Here is a 24,469-nt window from a genome sequence, read left to right as displayed (position 1 = left end):
TCGCCACGCGGATCACCGCGGAGTCCGGGCCGGCCGACTCCGAGCGCACCTTCCTGGCCTACAGCCTGCGCACGGTTCGCCACCGACGTCATCACGTTCGCGGGCGTGGACCTCGCCGACGCTCTCGAGGCGATCCGCACGGGCGCCCTGGACCGCCGCGTACCCCCCGCCGCGGTACCGCCCGGCCGTCTCCACCGCTGGGCCGGACGGCTGGTGAGCTGGTCGAAACGGGCCCGGGACAGGACCGGCCGCTCGTCCGCCCGGAGCGGCTCGGCGTGAGAACGGCCGCCGGACCGGGAGGACGGGCGGTGCTCCGGTGCTCCTGGGCATCGTGACTCCGTCCGGGGCCTGCGCGGGGAGGGGCTTCGTGAAGGGGGGACCGGGGTGGCTCGCTGACGGCGCGCACCACCACCCGTCCGATCGTCGCCCGCGCCCCGACCGCCCGCATCTTCACCGCACCGCCCAGGAGATCAACGACAGACGCCGGAGAGCTGCACGCCTGGTCGCGGGCGGGGCCCGGTGCTTCCCGAAGGGCGGAACGAGCCGCGATGCGCTGGCCGGCCGGCACTTGCGGGCCCGCCAGCGAGAGCGACCGGCCCTCTGACCAGCCGTCGGCTGACATCCGCGCGCGCCCCGGGACCGGCACCCCGTGTTCTGCCTCCATCCGGGTGAGGAAGCCGCCCGAGACCCGGCGTCAGCAGGCAACGCGTCGACACCGCCGACCACGGACGGGCGGGACGCGGGCGACGGCAGCCGGCTGCCGGGGCTTCCCGAGAGCGGTGGTGCGGCGGTCGGACGGGGAGGTCCCGCGGACGGCGCCCCCTCCCCGCCCCCGTCCCGCCCCGCCGTTCCGGACGGTCGGCCGGAGCTCCCCGGCCGCCGACGTGTCCGCAGGAGCGGCCCGCGCGTCCCGGGTGCTGTGCGACCGCCCGCAGCCCCCTCCTTGCCCCACGGACTCACCGGCGCAGGACACGCAGAGAGAGCACTGGTGATGAGCGGACCGGTCAGCACCGTCGATGCGCCTGCCGGTCAGGCCGGCACCGGCAACGGCCGCATCCGGCGAGGAGAGAGCCGCTGCCGGCTCGGCCGGGCCGTCCACCGGCGCCGCAACGTCGTAGAGCGCCGCTTCGACAAGCTCAAGCACAGCAAAGCCCTGGCCACCCGCCACGACAAACGCGCCCGCCACCACCAGGCCCTGGTCACCATCGCCTGCCTACGACTCTGGCTTCCCTGACATTGCGGAGACGACCGAGTGACCTGAGTCGGAGATTCCTCGGCAATGGGCGGCTCTTTCGAGGATCTCGTCAGCGGTCTTGGTCCAGATGAAGGGTCTGGGCTGCTCGTTTGAGTCGGCGAGCCAGGACCGGATGTCTCGCTCGAGGCCCCGGCCTTCGAGCGCCCGCCTTGGTGTGGCCGGGGGAGCCAGGGGTACGCGTCCGCAACCCTCGGGGTGGCGCAAAGACGCGAAAGGGGAGTGTGGAAGTGGCACGTACAGAAAATGGGAAGGTCGCCCTCGTCACCGGCGGTGGGCAGGGAATCGGACAGGCGATTGTCGAGCGGCTTCACGCCGATGGCTTCAAGGTGGCGATCGCCGATCTGAACACCGACGCCGCGGGAAAGGTCGCTGATGGACTCGGCGGCAAGGACGGCGGTGCGACGGCCCTGCGGGTCGACGTCGCCGACCGGGACGACGTGTTCGCGGCGGTCGATCGGACCGTCTCCGAGTTCGGCGGTTTCGATGTCATCGTCAACAACGCCGGCATTGCACCGCAGACACCGATCGAGGACATCACCCCGGAAGGCGTCGAGAAGCTCTTCTCCATCAACTTCAACGGTGTGGTGTGGGGCATCCAGGCTGCCACTAAGGCGTTCCGGGAGCTCGGCCACGGCGGAAAGATCATCAGCGCAGCGTCCCAGGCGGGTCACGTGGGCAACCCCGGGATCGCGCTGTACTCCGCCACCAAGTTCGCCGTCCGAGGGCTCTCACAGACGGCGGCCAGGGACCTGGCGAAATACGGCATCACGGTCAACACGTACGCCCCGGGCATCGTCAGGACCCCGTTGATGGAGAACCTGGCGAAACAGACAGCCGAAGCAGCGGGCGAGCCCGAGGAATGGGGCTGGCGGCAGTTCACCCAGGGCATCACCCTGGAACGATTGTCCGATCCGGAGGATGTGGCGGGCGTTGTCTCGTTCCTTTCCGGCCCGGACTCCGACTACATCACGGGACAGTCGATCCTGGTCGATGGCGGCATGGTCTTCAACTGACTTAGTGCGCCCTGCATACGGGCCCTCCCGTCGGCAGCGAGTCGCCGCTGACCGCCCGTGGGCTGGTGCCAAAGGCGCGCACCGGCCGCGGCCGGTGCGCGCGCCGTGCGGTCGTAGCGGTGGTAGGTCGCGGCCAGGGTGCCCCGCGGGTCCAGCCGGTGCAGGACGGCGTCTCCGATCGCGGACAGTAGGGTGACCTGCTCGGGTGCCAGGGCGTCCATGACGTGCTGCCGGACGGTGGCAACGTGCCCCGGGGCGGTCCCGCGCACCCCATCGGGTCGGCTCCATGGGCCAGGCCGTCGCCGCCGTCGCCGCCAAGGGCGGCAGCACCGTCGACCTGCTCGGCAGGTCCGACGCCGACCAGCCCGTCACCGGCGATATCGTCGTCCTCGCGTCCCCTACCCGGTGGTCGCCGACGTCCTGGCCGAGCGCGCCGGCCAACTGGCGGGCAAGGTCGTCGTCGACATCACCGACCCGCTCCCGACTTCGCCACCTTCGACTCGCTCGTGGTGCCCTCCGACAGCTCGCGGCAGCTGAGTTCGCCTCCGCACTTGGGCAGTCGCGGGACTCAAGGCGTTCAACACCACCTTCGCCGCCACACTCGCCTCCGGCTGCGTCGGCGGGCTGCCCGCCACCGTCCTCATCGCCGGCGACGACGCCGACGCCGAGTCCCTGCTCGCCGGTGTGGTCAACCGCCGGCGGCCTGCGCGTCACCGACGCCGGAACACTCAAGCGCGCCCGCGAACTGGAGGCGGTCGGCTTCCTCCGGCTCACCCTCGCCGCGAGCGAAAAGGTCCACCTACGGTAGCGGGCACGACGCAGAAGGCGCCTCGCCAGGAGCACCACCCAGCCCACCAGCGTCAATGCCGCGGCAACCCTCACCCAGGGCGCGGTGCCGCCACTGGCCGCCGTCCACCCGCAGAACAGGATGCTCAGACATATCCAAGCCGGGCCGTCGAGGACGTCGCTCCTCGGGTTTCGCGGCACCTCGCCCCGCCTCCTGCCCCATACCGCAGCCTGTTCGCCACGGCAGAAGGGTATGGCAGCGGATCGAGCGGTCCGCGATCACGTCCGAGCCACCACGTGCTCCGGCGGCGACGTCCTTCCTCGTGAACCTCCGTGAGCCTCAAGATTGCCAACTGCTGCCACCCGAACCGGCACAGACGCCTTCCGAGTGGCAGCGCGAGCCGGCGAGACACCCACACTCCGGCCCCGCCGATGGGTTCCCTGGTGGCCGCGGCTACTTGAGGTAGGTGAGGGCGTCGGTGGTGACCGTGGGACGGCCGCTGGTGCCGGCGACGACGATCTTGACGGTGTGCTTGGCGCTGGTGCTCCAGGTCCTGGTCCAGATCGCGTCGCGGTACTTGGTGGTGGAGGACTTCAGGTCCACGGTGGTCACCTTCTTGCCGTCGACGTAGATGTGGGCCTTGCCGGAGGTGGCGGCGCGGGAGACGGTCCAGGCCACCGAACGGCCGGTGAAGGTCCAGGTCAGGGAGGCGTTCTTGGTGGAGCTGGTGTACGACTTGCCGCCGAGGTAGCTGGAGGAGGACTTGGTGCTCCAGGTGCCGGACTTCTTGGCGGAGCTCTCCTGGAGGATGACGGGAGTGCCGGTGACGGAGGCGGTGGCGGTGTTGCCGGCCTGGTCGTGGGCCTTCAGCGACCACTTGGTGGCGGTGGCGGACTTGGCGGTGTGCGGGGCGCTGGTGATCGTGGGCCCGTAGGTCTTCGCGGTCGGGGCGGTGAGCCGGACTTCCTTCAGCGCGGCACCGTCGGTGGCCTTCCACTTCAGGGTGAGGGGGACGGCGGCGGTGTTGACGGTGCCGGTGCGCAGGGCCAGGTTCGGCTTGGTGGTGAAGGCGGGGGCGGTGGTCTCGGCGACGACGGTCGCGGCGGCCGTGGTGGTGGTCCTGCCGGACTGGTGGACGGCGCGGACGGCCACCTTGTGGGTGCCGGCGGTCAGGGCGGCCTTGGCGGAGGTGGCGGTGCCGGTGGTGGTGGCGGCGACCTTGCCGTTCACCAGCAGTTCGTACTTCGCGACGAGGGCGGCCGGGGTGGTGGCCGACCAGTTCACGCTCACCGCGCCCTTGGTGTAGGTCGTCGTCCCGGCCCTCCCGGCGCCGGTGACCGACTTCAGGGTGAGGCCGGAGACCGGTCCGCCGGCCCAGGTGCGCAGGGTGGGGAGCTCGTTGTGGAAGGCGTTGCCGGGGCACTGGGTGTTGTAGCCGTCGCGGTGGCCGTGGAGGGCGGGCAGGGACAGTTGGGCGCCCTTGGCCCAGGTCCTCCCGGAGTAACTGCGTCCGCTGCCGCCCGCGGTGAGGGTGACGGTGGCGGTGGGGTCGACGCCGTACTGGCCGAGCTTCCACGCGGCGATGCGGGCGACGGAGGTCAGGGCAGCTGTGGAGGGCGCGGTGGCGGTGTGCGTGCCCAGGACGGAGATACCGGTGGTCTGCGCGTTGAACCCGTAGGCGTGGGCGCCCATCACCGGCCGGTCGACCCCGCCCTTGCGGCCCTCGTAGACGGTGCCGCACTTGTCGACCAGGAAGTTGTAGCCCACGTCTTTCCAGCCGAGTTGCTTGACGTGGTAGGCGTAGATGCCGCGCACGACGGCCGGGCCCTGGGCACAGGTGTAGTCGTTGGACTCGGCCGTGTGGTGCACCACGACCGCCTCGACCCGGCCACCGGGCAGGTAACCGGGCTCCTCCGGGCTCATCGACTCGTCCGCACCCCAGGCAGCCCGGCCGGTGATCGGCGGGGCCGGCGCGGCGGACGGCGGCGCGGGCGGCACGCTCACCGAGGGACCGGGAGATGAGGGGGCGGGCGGTCCGGACGGTGAGGCCTCCGGCTCCGGCGGGCCGGAGGAGGTTACGGGGGAGGACGGGGCGGGCGCCCCCGGCCCGGGGGCCGGGGGCGCGGACACGGCCCCGTCCGGCTGCGGCTCGGCACCCGGCTCCGTACCGGGGCCCGTGCCTTGTTCCGGGCCGGTGACCGGAGGTTCGGGCGTCCCGCTGCCGTCGAGTGAGTACACCGCCGGTTCCAGCGCCGTGACCTCGCCGCTGCCGGGATCGACCATGTCCAGCCGCAGCCCCTCGGGCAACCGGCCGTCGCCCCTGCCGTCGACGCGCACCTCGACACCGTCGGACGGGCCCACCCAGGCCGGCTCGGTCCCGCCACGCCGGGCGCCGCTCTCGCCCTGGCCGCTGTCGCCGTCGAGCTTCGTCCACCGCGACCAGTTCTGCGTGCCGGCTTGCCGGGTGCGGATCTCGACCGTGCCGGCGACGCGGGCGGACGGATCGGACCACGTCACGCCGAGCATGCTGAACGGCTTGGTGTCCCTCTTCCCCAGCGACGCGGAAGTCCCGTCCCCGGACACCCGCAGCGCACTCGTCTCGGCCCTGACGGCGACGGGCCCCGGCTTGTCCGCCGAGGGACCGTCACCGGTGTGCTGCTGGCCGCTCATGCCCTGCAGAACGAGGGCCCCGGACAGGCCGGCCGCGACGACAGCGGCCGCCTTCCAGAAGTGACGTGGAGTGCGCATGACAGTGCAGGGGGTCCTTTTTCGGCAAGGTGGAGCCAAACGGAAGATGACCATTCGAAGGTGACTGATCATGCGGAAGACCCGCGAGCATGAGTAAAGGTTGTACGACCGGATGAACATGTGAGACCGGACCGGTTGCAGCGCCACTGCCCCACCGGCTCGCCCGGCTCTTGAACCCCGGCCGAGCGGGGGACGGTAAGACGTTCGGTGTAACTCCCGATCACGGAGGATGCATCGATGACCAGTGAGAACGTGGCCGCGCAGGAGGCAGCCGAGTCGGCAGAAGCTGTGTCGGCGAAGGCCGTGGACGACCAGCTGATCGACGAGCAGGTGAGCCGGCGTCGACGACTCGGGGAACGCCGGCACCCACCACCGTCGTCACCTTCTCGACGGTGTTCACGGTGCTGCCGACCCTCGTCGCCTCGCTCGGCGTTTTCAACACCGTCCTGCCGAACACCCACGAGCGGCGCCGGGACCTGGGCATGCTCAAGTCGATCGGGATGACTCCCCGGCAGGTGGTGGTGATGACGGTGACGTCGGTCACCGGGTTGGGCGTGGTCGGCGGGCTGCTCGGCATCCCGCTCGGGATCACGGCGCACCGCCTCATCGTGGACAACGTCGGGGTGGTCGACTTCCCTGCGTACATGAAAGACGTGTGGCACGCGCCGCAACCGGCCGCGATGCTCCTGGCAGGTGCGGCGATCGCAGTCCTCGGCGCACTGGTCCCGGCCCGGTCGACGGCCCGGATGACTATCGCCTCGCTGCTGCACACCGAACGGGTCTGTAACGCCGCCGCGCTGCCGTCCGGTGAGCCTTCGACGGACACCGAAACCGATGCGGGCGTATCGGCCGCCGATGTCCGGGAGCGCGCGGCAGCCGCATTCGACGTCCCAGGTGACTCACTGACCATCAAGCCGCCCGCTTCACCGGCAGGAGCGCTGAAGGCCCGCTCCCAGGCAGCCGCTGACAGCGCCGAAGCCTCATGGACGGCCACCTCCACCAGTCCCACCCGCGGCCTGCAGCACACCGACCGGCGCCTCGACGGATTCACCGCCCACTACTCCGCACGCACCGGCGCACTGCTGAAGGCGTGCTGGGGCGACCTCTGCGACGCCTCGTGACCGCCATCCCCTACGCAGAATACGCGGGATCTCACACGCCGAAGACCGCAGCGCGGCAGAGTTCGGCCGGCGCCGAGCCTGGCGACGAAAAGGACCTGCGGCAGCAGTGCGCCGGCCACGCGGCGCAGGCCAAGGCTGCCACCGGCTGGATCAAGTCCCCTTCGAGAGTTGCCAGAAGCGCCCCTTCGAGCTGGTCCTGCGTGACCTCAAGGGCACCACTACGCTCGGCCGCCTCTGGTTCGACCAGTGGGTCCTCGGCTTCGCGTACGACGGCAGCCGCCGCGTCGACCACGTCGCCAGCATCGAGAACATACGCGTCCAGCCGATACCCACCGAAGACGCCACGAAGTGGCGCCTCGGCCAGCGCTTCCGCCACACCGTCAACGCCTCCAAGAGCGATCCCGATCCCAAGGTGAGCGCACCGCAGACCCAGGAGCGTGACGAACTCCTCGGAGGGTGGGACCGCACGCCTCAGTGGACTCTCTCCTGCACCTCCCCGGACAGAGGCGCCTTGTTCAGCCAGGGCAACCAGCAGCGCGTGTTCTCCGCCGTGTCCATGGACCTGAGCGCCGGCTCCCCCAACGCCGCCCCCTTCACCGGAGGCGGAGACGTCTACAGCTCCAGCGTCCGCTACGACTACGCCGGAAAGACCGCGGGCAAGCACAAGGGCACCGTCTTCACGCAGGCCCGCGTGGAACTCGTGATGAGCCGGAAGGGCCCGGCAGTCAACGAAAGTGCCCTTCACATCTACGACGCCCTGAACCGACCCGAGCGGACCTTCCCCTCCTGGCCTGGCAAGAGCGTGCCGGGAGCGAAGGAGCCACTGCACCGGCTCGTCAACAAGGAGAAGCAGAAGAAGAACCGAGAGCGCTCCATCAAGGAATGCGAGAAGGTGTGGGGCGACTACAGCGGGACCGAACTCCAGTGTGACGAGTATCCCTTCGCCTCCACGCAGGAAGGTTCCACCAAGGGCGACAAACGGTTCTCCGTCCGGTTGATCGACGGTGACGACAATGAGACGGGCGGTCGCAGGCTCGAGCAGATGTACACCCTCAACCGCATGCTGAACGGCGACGCCTTCTACAGGAAGATCACCGACTAGCGGAAAGGGCAGCGGCACCATGGCGCTCTTGGCTGAATACCGTTGCAAGGCCACACCGGCCCGCCGCGTCGTCGAGGTCTACGACGCCGACGCCTACCTCAGCGAAGACGACGCCATGGCCGCTGCCCGCACGCAGGTGGTCGCCGGCAACGGCTACCACCTGTACCTCCTCAGCCTGCAACCCGACATCGACGTCGACGTCGCCATCCGCGTCTGGGACATGGCACCCGACCCGCCTGCCGAGGCCGAAGGCCACGTCCCTGTCAGCATCGAGTCCGAGACCGGCGTCCTCGTCGTCAACCAACTGGAATACGGCCCCGCAGGGGAGATGACCTTGCCCCGTCCCGGTGTCTACGAAGGTCACGCCTGGTGGGAGAACCGGCAGGCGATGGCCGACTACTACGCGACGACGCTCAGTCTCCCCGCCGCCGACACCTTCGAGGGCCACCTCACCCAAGCGTGGGACAACCCCCCGGTCACCGAACGCTACGTCCTGGACCTCGCCTACATCCGCGAACCCGAACCCGTCGACGACGAAGATCAGTAAAGCTGGCGCAGTCCGCACACAGTCCGCAGGACACCCGGTCGCGTCTGTCGCACACCGCCGCCAGCCACCAGGAAAAGACCAGGTCCCTGTGGCCATCATCACCGCAGGCCCCTGACCCGGCCCACTACTAGGCCGTGTCCGCAAAGTGTTGTGGCCGTTGGTCCATCAGCATGCTGCGGGAGCCCGAAAAAGGGGCAGGACTGGCCGGGCGAGGCACTCGGCCGGTCCCGTGGCGGGCTGACCACAAAGATCCACCTTGCCTGCGACGGTGAAGGCCGCCCCCTGGCCTTCGCCCTCACCGCCGGCAACGTCAACGACTGCACCCAGTTCGAGCAGGTCTGGCCCGCATCCGCATCCAGCGGTGCGGACCCGGCAGACCCAGAACCAGGCCCGAGCGGCGGCGGACAAGGGCTACTCGTCCACGAAGATCCGCACCTACCTGCGACGTCGCGTCATCAAGGCGGCGATTCCCGAGCGGTGCCGAGCTCAACCTGACGATGCCCGGCGCTTCCGCGCCGTGGAAAGGCCCCGGGCCGGACACCGGGCCCGGTTCATCCCGGGCCGCTGACTCTGCTCGATCGGGTGGTTCTCTCCCGAAGGAACGATTCGTTTCAAACCAGGCATGTCACGATCGGCTTCATGAGTATCCGATGCTGGGCCGTTGCCGCGGCCACCGTTCTTTCCACCACGGTCCTGGCCGGACCCGCTCACGCCGCACCCACCGCCGCCCCCGTCCCCTCCGGGCCTGTCGTCATCACCAACGACGCCCATACCAACTACCTGATCCCCGACGACACGGTCGGCAACGCCGGCACCTACCTGCAGGTCTACTACCGGCAGGACCACCCCTTCCCGCGCACATTCCGGTTCGAGCAGGTCAACGGCCGCTCCGGTGTCTTCCACTGGAAGAGCGCCCGCACCGGCAACTGCGCCGACGCCAGGACCGGCGAAGCAGGAGCCTCGGTGTACCTGGCCGCGTGCACGACGAACAAATCCCAATGGTGGATCCTCAGGTCCACCGACGAAAACCCCGCACGATGGGTCCTGTCGCCCTTCCTGGACGAGAACCTCGCTGTCACCGGCCTGCACGGGAACGACAACTACGCACCGCTGCGCGAACTCCCCCACCCCAACTCAGCAACCACCTCACAGATGTGGCACTTCACCCAGCAGTGATCACGTCGGCGTTCAGCGCCGTCCTCCACCCAGAGCCCCGCCCTGCACCACGACAGGGCCCTGCGAGGGAAGCGGGGCCGGAGCAGAACGCCGAAACAGCCCGTCCCCCAGGACGCCACGCCACCGGAACCGGAGCACGACCAGGAGCCGGGCAAGCTCCACGAGCTGTTCTGCCGCCGACGCTGACCCCTCACGGCGACGCCGCCCCTCCTTGTCGGGTACAGGGGAGAGGCGGCGTCGACGAGCAGCGGCTCGGGTCAGGCCGGGGTCGCCTGCTTCGCCGGCGCGGCGAGCGGGAAACGCCGGCTTCTCCACCGCGCGCAGCTGCTCCCAGTCGGTCTACCGGCACGCCACGAACGCCGTCACGTGTCCCCTTCTCGCCGATCGCGTTCGGGGGGGCCGAGTGCGTCGGCGATCCGGAAAGCAGCTCCTGACGACGACCCGCTGACCGTCGCCAACCTCCATGAGGCCGCCGTTGTTGCCTCGCTGCCACCCGGCGCCCCCGCCCCGGCCCCGGCCTTGCCCGGCTTCACCGCGCCGCCCATTGGACCGCCGTTTTCGGCATCGCCCACCTGAAAGGCTCGCACCCCGACCTCTCCCCGGCCTCCGCCACGGTCGAACAGACCTGGACCCTGCTGGACAAGCTCACCCCACGCCCCGCCCCAGCTGCCTGTGCCGCAGCAGTGAACTGCCCACCCTCCACCACAGCGGCCCTGCACGGCTGGAACGCCCTGCTCGCCGATCCGCCGACCGACCTCGCCCGCGACCACCTGGAGCAGCTCGCCGAACTTGAGGCGGCCTGGCCCGGCCTCGCCCACGGCGACCGCAGCGTCCACGGCGACCCGCGTGCCGACAACATGGCCCGCGACCCCCACCCCGGGGTGACTTTCGTGGACTGGGCACACGCCACCACCGGCCCGGGCTGCAGTGACGCCGCCTTCCTCGCCCTCAACTCGTCCTCGCCCGGACGCACACCCGCAGACGTCGCCCGCCTGCTCCACGACCACCCGGCCAACGTCGGCCCCGACACCACCACCGCGTTCCCCGCCGCACTCACCGGCCACTGGCACCGCCTGGTGGTGCGCAACTGCCACCGCCGCCGCATCGTGGTGACCGCCGCCGGACCGGCCAAGGTCACCGCGCCCCGGCTGGACGACCGTCGCGTTGACGAGATCACCGGCGAGCCCGGTGCGCAGCAACAGCAGTCAGCCGAGCGCAAGATGACGTCCCATCAACCTGTCTCTCGGTCTGCGGCCCCGATGTCCGGCTCGCCCGTGGCGCCCGACTTGAGTGGTCGTCGCGGCGGAAGAAGAGCGGCCGACATCATTCGTGAAGATTTCATGATCAAATTGTGATCAAGATCCTTAACGGAGCCTGCGAGGGAGTGGTTGGATCCCCAAGGGGCGCTCAGCGCCCGCTACTGCAGCTTGCCGCCCTGAGTCGGCAAGAAGGGGAAAAACGTGAACGACCACTCACCCGGAGATCTCTCCGGGCACTCCGGGCTGCGTATGCCTGGGCGGAGACGGGCCCTGCGCCACGTCTCCATGGGTTTGGCCGTCGTCATGTCGACGTCGGTCTTCTACGGGGCACATGGTGCCGTTGCAGCCACGCTGCCCGCGGCACCTGTTGAAAAGTCTGCGAAGGCTGTGGCCGCTTCGGCCGCGGACATCGCGTCGGCCCGGGTTGCCGCTCGGCTGAACAAGAAGCGTGTCGAGGCACTGTCGGAGCGCACGGAGACATCGACGACGTGGGCGAATCCGGACGGCACCCTGACCACAGAGCTGTCCGCCGGCCCGGTCCGGTTCCGCGACGAGGGCAATTGGCGCTCGGTCGATCTCGACCTGGTCCGCGACTCGGACGGCTCAGTTGCACCAAAGGCGCACCCGCAAGGGCTCGAACTCGGCGAGCGGGGCGGCAAGAAGCTGTCGTCCCTGTCGGAGAACGACGACGCGTCTGCCCGTGACCTGGTCACCCTCGGTGAAGGTGACCAGCAGATCCGCTTGCAGTGGAAGGGTGGCCTGCCGGAACCGGAGCTGGACGACAACCGGGCAACGTACGTCGGCGCGGTGCCGGACGGTGACGTGGTCGTCGAGGCGACCCGCACTGGATTCGAGCAGTACGTCACGATCCGCAAGCGGCCCACGCAGAAACGTTACTCCTACACGCTGCCACTGAAGGCCAAGGGCCTGAAGGTCAAGCAGCTCAAGGACGGCAGCCTGCTCTTCACCGACAAGAAGAGCAAGAAGCGGGCGGTCATGCCCGCGCCCGTCATGTGGGACGCTGCCGTCGACAAGAGGTCCGGTGAACACACCAACCGGGCCAGAGTCGCGATGAAGGCCGTCAAGACCAAGGACGGCGTCGACCTGGTCCTGACCCCTGACGCCACGTTCCTCGCTGATCCGGACACGCAATACCCGGTCACAGTGGACCCGTCGACGTCCTCGCTGTCAAACGTCTTCGACACCTACGTCCAGCAGGGCGAAACAGTCGACTGGTCCGCCGACACAGAGCTGGACCTCGGCAATCCGGGCACGAAGAACGCCGACGGCACCCCACGCACGGCACGCTCCTTCATCACCTGGAACACCACACCCATCCAGGACGCCCTGATCTCCAGCGCGCAGCTGAGCCTGTGGAACTTCCACTCCGGCAACACCGACTGCAAGGCCTACCCATGGGAGGTGTGGTCCACCGGCGCGGCCTCGACCTCCTCCCGCTGGACCTCCCAGCCGGCCTGGACCGCCAAGAAGGCAACCTCGACCGGTACGACCGGAAACGCGGGCTGTTCCACCCAGCCGGACGGGTGGATCAACGCCGACGTCACCGGACTCGTACAGGAGTGGGCCTCCGCCAAGGCGACCCGCGGCCACATGGGTCTGCGCGCCTCGAACGAGTCGGTCATCGCGCAATGGAAGCGGGTCAACTCCGCCAACGCGCCCTCCAATCCACCCAAGCTGGTCGTCACCTACAACTACCGTCCGCGCACCGGCACCAAGCAGGAAGCCGGACCGCCGTACTTCTCCTACAGCGGCGCCTACGTGGTGAACACCTCCACGCCCACGCTGCGGGACACCTTCGTCGACGCCAACGGTGACAAGGTCAACGGCACCTTCCAGATCTACGACAACGCCACCAGCACCCAGGTGGGCGACGTCATCGTGTCCAAGTACGTGCCTTCCGGGCAGGTCGCCTCCGTGACCGTCCCACCCGGCGTGCTGGCCAACGGCAAGACGTACAAGTTCCGCACCAGCCCGTACGACGGCACGCACTACAACACCGGCTGGTCGGCCTGGAAGACCTTCACCGTCGACACGGCCGCGCCCGTCGCACCGACGAGCATCATGTCGGCGGACTACCCGTCGAATGCGTGGGTCAAGGGCGCGGGCCAGGCCGGAACCTTCACCGCCACCCCGAACGGCACCGACCACAACTGGCTCGAGTGGTCCCTTGACGGCGTGACCTGGACCAAGGTCGCCACTGCCGGCTCCAAGGCCGCCAAGGCGATCAGCATCACCCCGCCCAGGGACGGCACCCATATCCTCCAGGTGCGGCAGGTCGACAAGGCCGACAACAAGTCGGAGGCCGTCGAGTACACCTTCCACGCCGGACCGGGCGGATTCGTCCAGCCCTCTGACGGCGAGCGCACAGCGCGCCGCCTGCCGCTGGTCGCCGAAGCCGACGGCGGCAAGTACAACGCCGTCTCCTTCTCCTGGCGCCGGTCCGAGGCCGACGCCTGGCAGCCGATCCCGGCCGGCCAGGTCACTTCGGGCGGCAACGCGCTGACGGCGTGGCCCGTGGTTATGACGGGCGGTAAGAACAGCCCGCTGGTGTGGAATGCCACCGACACCGTCGACCCTGACGGCACCGTCCAGATCAAGGCCGACTTCACCGGCCCCGGCGGCAGCGGCGCGACCGAACCCCTGTCCGTTGTGGTCGACCGCAACGCCTCCGGCGCCGCCGCCGACGAGGTGGGACCGGGCTCGCTGAACCTGCTCACCGGTGACTATACGCTGTCCGCCAGCGACGCCTCGGCCTTCGGGCTGTCCGTGTCCCGTACGGCCTCCTCGCGCACCCCGAACGAAGGCGCCAAGCAAGAGGGCCAGGCACCGATCTTCGGCAAGGAGTGGGTCTCCGGCACGGCTGCCGAGGTGACCGAGTCGGACTACTCCCACATCCGGCGAACGTCGGACACGGCCGTCGCTGTTGTCGACTCCGAGGGCGAGGAGACACACTTCACGGCCAACGCTGCCAAGACCGGGTGGGTTCCTGAGACAGGCTCCGAGGACCTGACCCTCACGGGCAGCGTGACCGGTTCGTTCACGCTCTCCGACACCGAGGGCACGGTCACCACCTTCACCAAACCGGATGCAGCCGCCACCACCTGGCAAGTCACCTCCACACTCCTGGACGGACTGGCCAACACCACCACCACGGTCGTCTCCGAAACGGTGACCGTGGACGGCAAGAAGCTGGCCCGTCCCCAGCGGGTCATTGCGCCGACCTCCGCCGCGAGCGCCGCAGCCTGCACGGCCACGCCCTCCACCAAGGGCTGCCGGGCGTTGGAGTTCGTCTACGCCGCCTCCACCACTGCCACCGGCCTCGTCTTCGGGGACTTCACCGACCAGGTGAAGGAGATCCGGCTGTGGTCCACCGAGCCCGGTGCCGCCGCGGCCACCTCCAAGGCTGTGCAGACGTACGCCTACGACGCATCCGGACGCCTGCGCCAGGCATGGAACCCGCTGATCAGTCCCGCGCTGAAAACCGAGTACTCCTACGATGCGGCAGGCCGGGTCACCACTCTGACTCCTGCCGGGGAACTGCCCTGGACCTTCACTTACGGCAAGGCCGGCGCCGCCGCCACCGCCGGTGAGGGCATGCTCCTCAAGGCGTCCCGCTCCGGCCTGCAGCAGGGCACCAAGGACGCCGAGTCCGGCACCAACTCCACCTCCATCGTGTACGACGTGCCGCTGACCGGCTCTACCGCCCCGTACAAGATGGGTGCAGCGGATGTGAAGACGTGGGGGCAGACGGACACCCCGACTGACGCAACCGCAGTCTTCCCCGCCGACTCGGTCCCGGCCTCGAATGCGGGCAGTGGCCTGACGGCAGGGTCGTACACGCGCGCCACCATCACATACATGGGCGTCTCCGGGCGTTCGGTCAACAGCGCAACCCCTGGCGGCCACATCTCCACCACGGAGTACGACCGCTTCGGAAACACGGTGCGCGAGCTGTCCGCCGGCAACCGCGAGGTCGCCCTGGGCGTCAGCGCCGCCGACAAGGCCGCCCAGGCCGAGCTCGGCATCGGCCAGCTCATCAGCGCCGAGCGTGCCGACTTGCTGGCCACCAAGTCGGTTTACAACAAGACGGGTACCCGTGAGCTGGAGGAGTTCGGCCCGCTGCGGCGGATCGACCTCACGACCGACCTGAAGTCCGGCACGACGACCCTGGCGCCCTCCGGAACCTCGGTGACGGCCCGTTCGTGGACGGTCAACGAGTACGACGCCGGCCGCCCGACCGACGGCACGGCCACGGTGAAGGACCAGATCACCAAGGTCACCAGCGGCGCCCAGGTGCGTGAGCACCCCACCGTCCTCGGCGAGGCCCGCGCCACGCAGACGGTGTATGACTGGGCCAAGGGCATGCCTACCCAGACGGTCAAGGACCCGGGCGGTCTCGCGATCACCGAGACCACCGAGTACGACGAACAGGGCCGCATCACCAAGCAGCGGCTGCCCGGAGCCACCGGAACCGACGCCGCGACCCGGGTGACCACCTACTGGTCCGCCACCGGCACCGGCACCTGCCAGGGCCGACCCGAGTGGGCCGACCTGGTCTGCTCCACCGGTCCGGCCGGCGCCATCACCGGCGGCGGCACCAACCCGGCCCAACTGCCGACCACCACCACCGAGTACAGCTGGTGGGGCGCCCCCGCCCAGGTCTCCGAGACCGCCAACGGCAGCACCCGCACCACCACGACCACCTACGACAACGCCGGCCGTCCCACCAAGGTCGCCACCACCGGCGGACTCGGCCAGGCGGTCCCGCAGGCGACGACCGAGTACGACGCGGCCACGGGACGCGCGGTCAAGACGGTCTCTCCGACAGGGGGAACCATCAGCAAGGTGTTCGACAAGCTCGGCCGCCAGATGTCCTACACGGATGCCGACGGCGGTGTCACCACCACCGAGTACGACCTGCTGGACCGGCCGGTCAAGGTCAAGGACAACGCGCCCTCAACCGTCACGTACACCTACGACACGGCTGTGGAGCCGCGCGGCTTGGCCACGAAGACCACCGACTCCATCGCCGGCGTCTTCCAGGCCACCTACGACGCGGACGGCTCCGTGGCGAGCGAGAAGCTGCCCGGCGGGTACACCCTCACCACCACCGAGGACACGACGGGCGCCACGCTGAACCGCTCCTACAAGCGTGACAGCGACGGCACCCTCGTCTACGCGGACACCGTGACCGAATCCGTCCACGGTCAGGTCGCAAGCCACGCGGGCTGGTCCGACCAGACCTACCGCTACGACGCCACCGGCCGCCTCACCACGGTCGAGGACACCGTCGACACGGTCTGCACGCGCCGCACCTACACGTTCGACGCGCGCACCAACCGCAAGTCCCTCACCACCATCGCTGCGGCCCCCGGCCTGGACTGCGCCACCACGGGAGGTACCACCACCAGCCATACCCACGACAGCGCCGACCGCCTCGTCGACACCGGCTACGCCTACGACGCATTCGGCCGCACTACTACGGCCCCCGGCAATGGCACGGTCGGCTACTACGCCAATGACCTCGCCTACCAGCAGACCGCGAGCGGCCAGCGGCAGACCTGGCAGCTCGACGCCGCTCACCGCTTCCGCTCCTGGAAGACCGAAACGGGCAGCGGCTCCACGTGGACCCAGACCAGCTCGAAGCTCAACCACTACGACGGAGACGGAGACAACCCGCGCTGGATCGTCGAGGACACCGCCACCGGTGCCCTGACCCGCAACGTGGAGTCTGCCTCCGGCGACCTGGCCGCTACCACCAGCAAGACCGGCAACACCGTCCTGCAGCTCACCACCGTCCACGGTGACGTGGCCCTCCAGCTCCCGCTGGACACCAGCAAGGCACCCGTCGCCCTCGACACCGACGAGTACGGCAACCCGCGGGCCGGCCAGGCGGCCACCCGCTACAACTGGCTCGGCGCCAAGCAGCGCTCCACCGAGACCCTCACCGGTCTCACCCTCATGGGCGTCCGCCTCTACAACCCCGCCACCGGACGTTTCCTCTCCCCCGACCCCGTCTACGGGGGTGGGGACAACGCCTACGGCTACCCCGGCGACCCCATCAACCAGTACGACCTCGACGGCAAGAGGTGGTGGCGCAAGGCCAAGAGCTGGGCGAAACGAGGGCTGGGATGCAGCGCGACCAAGTGCCTCTTCTTCAACAAGAGGAACAAGCACTTCGTCATGCGGGACGGTCGACCGGGACTCCACTTCAAAAACCATCGGATCCGTGCCGAATGGGATCGGAGCAATGGCTGGCACGTGAACGTGGGCAAAAAGCACTATCGCGCACGCGACGCAATCAGAAAAGCCACCAGATGGGGCGGCCGCTTCCTGCGAGGCGCAGGCCGAGCAAGCCGCCGATGGGGACCGCCCATCTGGATTCCAAACGAAGTGCACCGCTACCGTAATCCGTGTTACCCGCTTCGGCGCTGTCCGGCCGCATAGCATGAGTCTGAGCCACCATGTCCGCCGGCTTCTTTCCGATCGGAAAGAAGCCGGCGGACAGCCGAGGAAAGGAAGCCGCAATCATGCTGTACATCGAAGCGGCGAACTCTCGCGACATGGAGACCTTCATCTCTGAACTCAGCCGAGAGTTGCAACTGGTCAAGGCTGATGTGTACGTGGACCTATACGTCGATGAGCCGCTCAGCGACGAAGGAGCAGATGAATCATTTCGAGCGATGATTAGAATCGCGACACAAAAGGAGAAGCTCGACCGCCGATCGCGCATTTTCGGAAGACGTGATCCGCTCATGGGTGTGAAAGTAGACCTCAGGCAGGGCGACCAGGCCGTCCATTTCTCCCGCATTGCCCATCGCATCATCAATGCCGAAGGATGGTGTGACGACCGTCAAGTGTTCGGAACCGTAGGATCTTCCGTGCGCATCTGGGTAGACATGCCGACCGAAGTGATCAAAAGAGTCCTTCTCGCGTCCGAGGCCGCAGGTGCCATCATCCGAGTAAATCCTTCAGAGTGATGAAAAAATCAAGCACGGATTCAGTAGGGTCGGGGAGTGGCGCGGTGGCCTGCACTGCCACGCAGTGATCCCTCGATCGCCGCAGAGGGCCGACAGAACGGCGCCGACTCACCTTCGTGAGTCGGCGCCATGGTGAACCCTCCGGGTTCGATAGGGACTCGGCCATTTGAGAGGGGATCAAGTCATGGCAGGTCCTTCCCCGCACCCGCGTGAGCTGCGCCGTCGTGCGGTGCGGATGGCCGCCGAGGTGCGGCCGGAGTACGACACCGAGTGGGCCGGATTCGTTGACGGCGACGTTCGGGTGTTCCTGAAGTCAGCCTATGACGGAGTTCCTCACCTGCTCTATTACCTGGTCGGTGAGAGTAGAGATTCTGCCATGCTTGGATGTGCGGCGGCTCATTCGCCGAACGGTGCGGTGAAACCGGATGGAAAAGGTGGAATCAATCTGAAGATGACGCGAGCGATGCTGAAGAGGTCCGACTGCTGATCCGGGCCGCTTCGGTCCTTTCTCGTCAGTGTGGAGATGATCCGCTAGTGCAGCCGGGCAGTCATCTGGACCTTTTCAGGACTCTCACCGCACAATGCTGCGAAAGGAGATCGCCGAGAGTTGAGGCTGTCTCGCTCGCACGGGGGCTTCCCTGCGCACCTCGCCATCAGGAGCGGATCCGCGGGATGATCGCTGCGGCTCCGAGGGCCTGGGACCGTCGACGACGCCGGAAGCGCGGGCCCCGGTCGAGCGCGTCGGGTCAGCGCTGCTGGATCCACCAGATGATCCAGCCGGTCCCGCTCGCGCCCACGGCACCGGCGGCGCCGCGGAGGATGCCGTGGCCCGCCGTACGGGCGAGGGTGCGCAGGCGACGGCGGCGGCCGGCGTCCAGCAACTGCCGCAGCCGGGTCCGGATCTCGGACCAGGCGTGGCGCAGCTTGCCGTTGCCCGGGTGATGCCGGGTCGACGCCGGCTGATCAGTGCCTTTAGGCTCTATGGACATGCTGATGGTGCCTCCTTGGGGAGTGACTGTCGGTTTCTTCACTGGGCGGCTCCCTGCTGGAACAGGGGGCCGTCGCCCGTTTACGGGGCGGCGGCCTGCGCCGCGCCCGACCCGGGTGTGCCGGGCCGGGAGTCGTGGGGCCGGGGCCGTAGCGCCCTGGCGGTGCTCATCGCGGAATCGCACCCCCCGAGAGCGCGGGGATACGGGAGCTGATCCGCAGTGCGGTGCGGGCGATGCCCTCAAGAGTCCAAGCGGCCTCCGCCGCCTCGCGCTCCGTCTTGTTGATGTTCAGGTCGAACGGCGCGGCGAGCGCCCAGCGCACACCCGTGCTCTGGCCGAAGATGGAGGAGCCGTCCAGGTACTGCTTGGTGAGGAATTCGTACAGCAGCCCCTTCGCCTTCAGCTCCGTGATGCCGCGGCCGACGGTCGCCGGGGAGATTCCGTACCAGGACGCGAACTGCTTGTCCTTGTGCAGGACGAAGGAGGGCTTGCGCTGGCTCATTAAGATGAACAGCATCGCCTTCGCCGGCATCGTCAGCGACTTGTAGTAGTCCTGCTCCCAGTACTCGAAGGGCACCTTGAAATAGATGTCCTTGCGGGAACCCTCAAAGTTGCCCGATGGCAGCGTGTACGGGTCCCCGGAGCCGTCCTCGTGCAGCTTGGTGATGCGGGTCATCCGGCCGTCCGGCGCCGTGCTGATCAGCTTCAGTTCCTTCAGCTTGGCCAGGTGCCGGGAGACCGCGGCGCTCGCCTTGCCGTCGGTGGCGAACGAGATCCCTGCGGCGCGCCCCCATGTCTCGGACCGGCGAGTGACGCCCCAGTCGCCGTCAACGCGACCGCGCGGGAGTGGGCCCCGTGCGGCGACGCAGTGGACCAGGAGGAAGAGCTCCAGCCGCTCGGGGCTGCGCAGCAGGTGACGGAAGGGACCGGGCTTCGTGACCAGGCGGGGGCCCGGGACGGTGTCCTGGACGAACGCACGCCGGATGGGGACGGCACGACTGGTGCGCTTGGACTCGTCCAGCAGCATTCGTATCGTGTCGCCCTGGCTCACGGCCTTGTCCCGCTTGAGAACGGTCAGTTCGGTGTTCACAGGCCCAACTATGCGCCCCGGCGTGGGCGATTCGGGTGCCGGTTACGGGAGCGCGCACCCGGCCGGGCGCCCGCTCAGCTCGGCTAGTCGGAAAACATGTGAAAACTGATGACCCCAATAGGAAACTGTTGTCCACCAAAGGCCGCAGGCTGCACCGTATTTGAGGCTCGTAACTCTTGTGCGTTCAGATTGCGATCTTTGGCAGTCTGGACACCAACACTTGACAATCTCAACTCGTGACTCCGTGCTTGGGAGGAGACAGCCCGAGTGGGTCCTGGCGGACCGGGACATGCCCGCCCGCCGGTGCCGCCATCCGCATGTCGTCTCCACCTGAGCGACACGCTCCGGGCGGCCGTGACGGGGTCCGTACGACTGCGCCGACAGCACGAGACCCCGGGCTTGTACAGGCCCGGGGTCCGGTGGGGGAGCGTGCAGCGGTCGTCTCAGTAGGGGTCCTCCCTTTCGGAGGGCGGCCCGTACTGCTCGATGAGGTCGCAGGTGCAGGCGCCGCCCTCGTACAGCACCTTGTCGCACTCGTCATGGTGGTGCCGTACCGGCGGCCGCTTCACCGGGGCGGTCGCCGCGTGCGGGGCGGGCGGCTGGCCGGCCCCGGACCGGGCGGCAGCCCGGAGCTCGTTGTCGACGACGGCGGAGGCGATCTCGTCCTTGCGCCACTTCTCGGGGGAGTTGTGATTCACCAGGCCGCCCGCGTAGGCCATGCGCAGCAGTTCGGCCTTGGTGTGCTTCCGCGTCAGTTCGGCGAGGCGCTGCATGCGCGCCCGCCCGCGGGCCACCTCGGCTTCGCGCTCTTCGCCCGTCAGCGTGTCGGCGTGGGGGACATGCTGCCCCTGCGCTGGTACCACCGGCGGCATGGGCTGCGCCGGGCCGCCGTCCGTCGGAGCCGGTCCGCCGGACGGGGCTGGCACCGCTGCGGCCTTTGCCCAGGGCACGCCCAGGGCTGCGAGGGCTGCCTGCTGCTCCGCGCCGAGCTTGTCCCACCTCGCGCGAGTGTTCGAAGTCCATACCCCCAGCTTCACGAACGTCGGCTCCGTCTCGCCGTCGACCGTGATCGACTCGCTGTGCCCGCGCGGCACCGCCCGGTCGACACCTTCGCGCTTGACCCACTGAGTAAGGGCGGCCAGGCCGCGCTGGAACGCCTGCTGCGCCTTGTTCGGGCCCTTCGTCGCATGCGTGGCCGCCGCAGCGGGAGACGGCGCCTGAGCGGGCGTGATGCCCAGCCGGGACAGCCGCTCCTGTTGCTTGGTCGACAGCTGCGCCCAGGTGCCCGACTGCTTCTGCCGCTGGAGCCACCGTCCGATGTCGTCGCCGTCCATGAGCACGCCGGGTGCGATGTCGGGCAGGTGGCCGTCGGCGTCGACGAGGTCGGCGAGGACGCGGTAGTGGCGTTGCCAGTCCAGGGGCCACGGGCAGTCCCAGTCCGGGTCGATCTCCGTCAGCTGCGCCGCGCGCACGGCGGCCCGCTCCGCGTCCTTGCCCAGGCCGCCCTTCCGGCGCAGGTTCGCCATGTGCTGGCCGACCGGGACCATTGCCTCGCCCTCGCCCCACACCGCGTCCTGACGCGGCGCGAGGTGCCCCATGGCCCGCCGGTACGAGCGGAGCGCGGCGAGCTTGTTCTCCCACGCCTCCTCACCGGGCTCCCAGACCATCCCGGCTTCCGGCGCGTCCAGGAGGACCTTGCGTCGGTCCTCCAGCTCCCCGGCCCGCAGTGCCTTCCTCTGCTGGTGCACCCACCGCCCGAGGGGGAAGTCCTTGGTGACGCCGACCTCGACCTCAACGTCGTAGGGGACGGCGTGGACGCCGGTGATCTCGTTCTCCGCCCGCCACCGCAGCAGCGCCTGGTAGCCCTCCAGCCACACCAGCGACTCCGGCCGGTAGACCCGGGTGCGCAGGAAAGCGGCGATCGTCGCCGCGTCGCGCGGGCTGGAGAAGTGCAGCAGCGCCGCTTCGGCGGCGGCCTGCGTGTCGTCCGGCTCCTGGTCCTCGCCGTCGCCCTCCCCACCGGCCCCGACGATCCGCCCGTCCTCGTCACGCCGGACGTGCACCTTGCGCTTGCCGCTGGTGAGCGCGCGAGAGGCAAGCTGTTCGACCAGACGTTCGTCATGCGAACGCAGGCCCTGGAGCACGGCCACGAGCGGCTTGAAGCTCGCGCTGGCCACCATGTCGGTCGGGTCCTCGCCGGGCTCCAGGAACACCGGCACGATGATCCTGGCGACCTTGGTGGAGCCGTCGCGGTTCAACCTCAGCGCGCGGCCGATGTTCTGCACGATCTCCACCTGCGAACCGCGGGTGTCCGCGAAGCAGACGGCCTCGACTCCCCGCTCGCCGGTGATGTCCACGCCCTCACCGAGAACGCGAACGCTCGCGAGGAAGGCGCGGTGCACCCGGCGCCCGGCCGCGTCGATGCCGTTGGCGAACTGCCGGATCTTCTCGCGCCGTTCGGCGACGGTGTGGTCGCCGCACAGCCACGCCGACCACACCCGGTCCGGCGGGACGTGGCGGCCGGCCTCCAGCTCGTAGAACTCCGCGTCGATCGAGGACTTCGGCAGCTTGTCCGCGGCGGCCAGGTCCTCATCGGAGGCATCGTTGACGTACAGCTCGGCAGCGGTCTCCGGCAGCTTCTCCGCGAACGCGGCGGCTTCCTCCACCTTCTGGTGGAAGGTCATGACCGTACGGAGGTTGTACGCGGCGGCGTGCTCCAGGAGCGCGGTCTGCAGAAGCGCCAGGCGCCGGCCGCGCCGCGCCTCCTCCGACTCCCCCAGAACGGGGGAGGGGTCGCGGATCTCCAGCACGTCGATCTCGAACCCCGCGAGGATCTCCCGCTCGATCGCCTCGCTCAGCCCGAGCTCTGCGAGCCAGGCACCGTACGTGCCCTCCGGGTCGTCGGCCATGGTCGCGATCTCCAGCTCCTGGCCGTCCGCGCCTTTCTGCGGGCGGGCAGCGGCGAGGATGCGGGGGGTCGCGGTCAGGTAGAGCCGGAAGTCCGCCGGGATCCGCTGGTTGTCGTGGATCGCCGCCCACGGACGACCGAGATCACCGGCAGTTCCGTGGGCTTCATCCACGATCGCGAGCTGGAAGCCGTCCATGCGCTGGCCGTAGAGCCGGTCTCCGCCCGCCAGGGCGGCCTCCAGCGGCCCGCGGACCTTCCGCTGGCCCTCGGGTGCGTCGATGTCCTCGCGGTCCACGAGAGAGGCGTACGTGGCGAACACGACGACCGGCCCGGACCCGGCCCACAGGGCGAGCTGGATCGGGTTGGTGGTGGTCCGCACGCCCAGCTCCTTGAGCACCGGGTCGTTCTCCAGCGAGCACACCGCGACCATCGGGGCCCGGTGGCCCACCGCCCGCCACGCCTGGGCGGTCTGCGCGAGCAGGTCCAGGGTGGGCACGGTCACGAGGATCCGGCCGTCCGCGAAGCTCTCCAGCGCGCACGCGGCGGCCGTGATCGTCTTGCCCGAGCCGGTCGCTGACACGATCGTGCCCCGGGCACCCTGCGGGGGCACAGATGACCTTGCAGGGAATCCCACCCACCTGCGAAACGCGGAGCGCTGATCGACCTGGTGTTCCTTGAGCTGAATCGCTGACATTTCCTTGCCTCCCCGAGCGGTCAATTCCTGTGGTCTTTCAGAGGGCCGCGTGCGGAATGCAGGCCGCGCCCAAGTCGTTCCAGATCGACGCATCCGCCTTGTGCCAGCCGCCCGGCTTTCCGTCCTTGAACGGCGGCTTGTCGTCCGGGTCGTAGTGCCCGGCATCGAGCGTGCAGACCACGACATCCCCGTCCGCGTTCCGCGTCCGCGCGGTGCACAGACCGCCGGCCTCACCCAACGCCTCCAGCACCCGGCGCCGCGCCGTGGTGTGCGGATGCGTGCCCGGCAGCACGGCCTCCCGGACGAACCTCTCCAGCCGCACCAGGTCCGCCCGCTCACGCTGCCTCACGTCAGCGATATGTACGGCCAGTTCAGCGGCCCCGGCCGACCGGCCGCCGCGCCGCGACCACTCCCGGTCCGCGATGCCCACCAGGGCCTCGCTCACCGCCGTCACACCGTCATCCCAGCCGTCCGAGAACAGCGGGCCCCGAGAGGCCGGCGCCATGCCGCCCAGCTCCACCACCTGGCACTGCGCCCCAGCGACCGCCCCGGCCTCCAGTGCGGCCACCAGGTCGTCCGCCTCACTCGCGGGCACGCCCTGCGCCTCCAGGAGCGCGAACACCTTCAACCGGGCGTTCACGCCCGCCGTCTGGTACTGCGTCACCCGGCGCACAGAATCGCTGCTCAGCGCGGGATCGGGTCCGGTAGATTCGTGGTGACCGGTCATCTGCGGTCGTTCCTCTCGGAATTCCGGGGAGTTCCCGGGCGGTTGGGGGGGG

Annotated in this window: 15 protein-coding genes and 3 pseudogenes; 13 read left to right on the top strand and 5 right to left on the bottom strand. The window is 69.2% G+C overall.

Features of this window, described 5'->3' with window-relative positions; all coding sequences use genetic code 11:
• Positions 1-105: 105 nt before the first annotated feature.
• The 4 genes and pseudogenes from ACIRPP_RS30115 (at position 106) to ACIRPP_RS30100 (ending at position 3,076) form a co-directional block, all read left to right on the top strand.
• Positions 106-279 carry a hypothetical protein gene (locus tag ACIRPP_RS30115; RefSeq protein WP_403649332.1) on the top strand — a complete coding sequence of 58 codons (174 nt, stop codon included), beginning with the start codon at positions 106-108 and terminating at the stop codon, positions 277-279.
• A 766-nt stretch (positions 280-1,045) separates the two neighbouring features.
• Positions 1,046-1,234, top strand: a pseudogene (locus ACIRPP_RS30110) (IS5/IS1182 family transposase); the annotation flags it as partial.
• A 248-nt stretch (positions 1,235-1,482) separates the two neighbouring features.
• On the top strand, positions 1,483-2,268 hold the full coding sequence (locus tag ACIRPP_RS30105) for a (S)-acetoin forming diacetyl reductase (protein ID WP_403649329.1): 786 nt from the start codon (positions 1,483-1,485) through the stop codon (positions 2,266-2,268).
• A 682-nt stretch (positions 2,269-2,950) separates the two neighbouring features.
• Positions 2,951-3,076, top strand: coding sequence for a hypothetical protein (locus tag ACIRPP_RS30100; protein ID WP_403649326.1), 126 nt, complete (start codon positions 2,951-2,953; stop codon positions 3,074-3,076).
• Positions 3,077-3,508: 432 nt separating this feature from the next.
• Here the strand turns inward: ACIRPP_RS30100 and ACIRPP_RS30095 are convergent, their stop codons facing one another.
• Positions 3,509-5,803, bottom strand: a complete 2,295-nt coding sequence (locus ACIRPP_RS30095; protein ID WP_403649323.1) for a peptidoglycan recognition protein — start codon at positions 5,801-5,803, stop codon at positions 3,509-3,511.
• 392 nt (positions 5,804-6,195) lie between these two features.
• On the opposite strand from ACIRPP_RS30095, the gene ACIRPP_RS30090 reads away from it, so the two are divergent.
• From ACIRPP_RS30090 to ACIRPP_RS30050, 9 genes and pseudogenes are all read left to right on the top strand, one after another.
• On the top strand, positions 6,196-6,924 hold the full coding sequence (locus ACIRPP_RS30090) for an FtsX-like permease family protein (protein ID WP_403649320.1): 729 nt from the start codon (positions 6,196-6,198) through the stop codon (positions 6,922-6,924).
• Positions 6,925-7,030: 106 nt separating this feature from the next.
• On the top strand, positions 7,031-8,026 hold the full coding sequence (locus tag ACIRPP_RS30085) for a NucA/NucB deoxyribonuclease domain-containing protein (protein ID WP_403649317.1): 996 nt from the start codon (positions 7,031-7,033) through the stop codon (positions 8,024-8,026).
• 19 nt (positions 8,027-8,045) lie between these two features.
• The gene (locus ACIRPP_RS30080) at positions 8,046-8,573 is read left to right on the top strand and encodes a hypothetical protein (RefSeq protein WP_403649314.1); all 528 of its coding nucleotides are present in this window, start codon (positions 8,046-8,048) and stop codon (positions 8,571-8,573) included.
• Positions 8,574-8,783: 210 nt separating this feature from the next.
• Positions 8,784-9,141: pseudogene (locus tag ACIRPP_RS30075) on the top strand (transposase); the annotation flags it as partial.
• A gap of 71 nt (positions 9,142-9,212) precedes the next feature.
• Positions 9,213-9,749, top strand: coding sequence for an RICIN domain-containing protein (locus ACIRPP_RS30070; RefSeq protein WP_403649311.1), 537 nt, complete (start codon positions 9,213-9,215; stop codon positions 9,747-9,749).
• Between the two features lie 683 nt (positions 9,750-10,432).
• Positions 10,433-10,681 (top strand): annotated as a pseudogene (locus ACIRPP_RS30065) (phosphotransferase); the annotation flags it as partial.
• 630 nt (positions 10,682-11,311) lie between these two features.
• Positions 11,312-17,476 carry a DNRLRE domain-containing protein gene (locus ACIRPP_RS30060; RefSeq protein WP_403649308.1) on the top strand — a complete coding sequence of 2,055 codons (6,165 nt, stop codon included), beginning with the start codon at positions 11,312-11,314 and terminating at the stop codon, positions 17,474-17,476.
• A 17-nt stretch (positions 17,477-17,493) separates the two neighbouring features.
• Entirely contained in the window at positions 17,494-18,009 is a 516-nt protein-coding gene (locus ACIRPP_RS30055) for a hypothetical protein (RefSeq protein ID WP_403649305.1), read from the top strand.
• Between the two features lie 184 nt (positions 18,010-18,193).
• Complete coding sequence (locus tag ACIRPP_RS30050) at positions 18,194-18,496, top strand: hypothetical protein (protein ID WP_403649302.1); 303 nt, start codon at positions 18,194-18,196, stop codon at positions 18,494-18,496.
• A 259-nt stretch (positions 18,497-18,755) separates the two neighbouring features.
• On the opposite strand, the gene ACIRPP_RS30045 is transcribed toward ACIRPP_RS30050, so the two are convergent.
• From ACIRPP_RS30045 to ACIRPP_RS30030, 4 genes are all read right to left on the bottom strand, one after another.
• Positions 18,756-18,998: a hypothetical protein gene (locus tag ACIRPP_RS30045; RefSeq protein WP_403649299.1), complete on the bottom strand. Its 243-nt coding sequence runs from the start codon at positions 18,996-18,998 to the stop codon at positions 18,756-18,758.
• A 166-nt stretch (positions 18,999-19,164) separates the two neighbouring features.
• On the bottom strand, positions 19,165-20,088 hold the full coding sequence (locus tag ACIRPP_RS30040; protein ID WP_403649296.1) for a hypothetical protein: 924 nt from the start codon (positions 20,086-20,088) through the stop codon (positions 19,165-19,167).
• Between the two features lie 443 nt (positions 20,089-20,531).
• Positions 20,532-23,690, bottom strand: a complete 3,159-nt coding sequence (locus tag ACIRPP_RS30035) for a Helicase associated domain protein (protein ID WP_403649293.1) — start codon at positions 23,688-23,690, stop codon at positions 20,532-20,534.
• Between the two features lie 37 nt (positions 23,691-23,727).
• Positions 23,728-24,417: a hypothetical protein gene (locus tag ACIRPP_RS30030; RefSeq protein ID WP_403649290.1), complete on the bottom strand. Its 690-nt coding sequence runs from the start codon at positions 24,415-24,417 to the stop codon at positions 23,728-23,730.
• Positions 24,418-24,469: the final 52 nt, after the last annotated feature.

Origin of the sequence: Streptomyces sp. NPDC101219, assembly GCF_044767675.1 — a bacterium.
In the GTDB taxonomy this organism is placed as follows: Bacteria; Actinomycetota; Actinomycetes; order Streptomycetales; family Streptomycetaceae; genus Streptomyces.
This window is presented reverse-complemented; position numbering and strand designations above follow the sequence as displayed.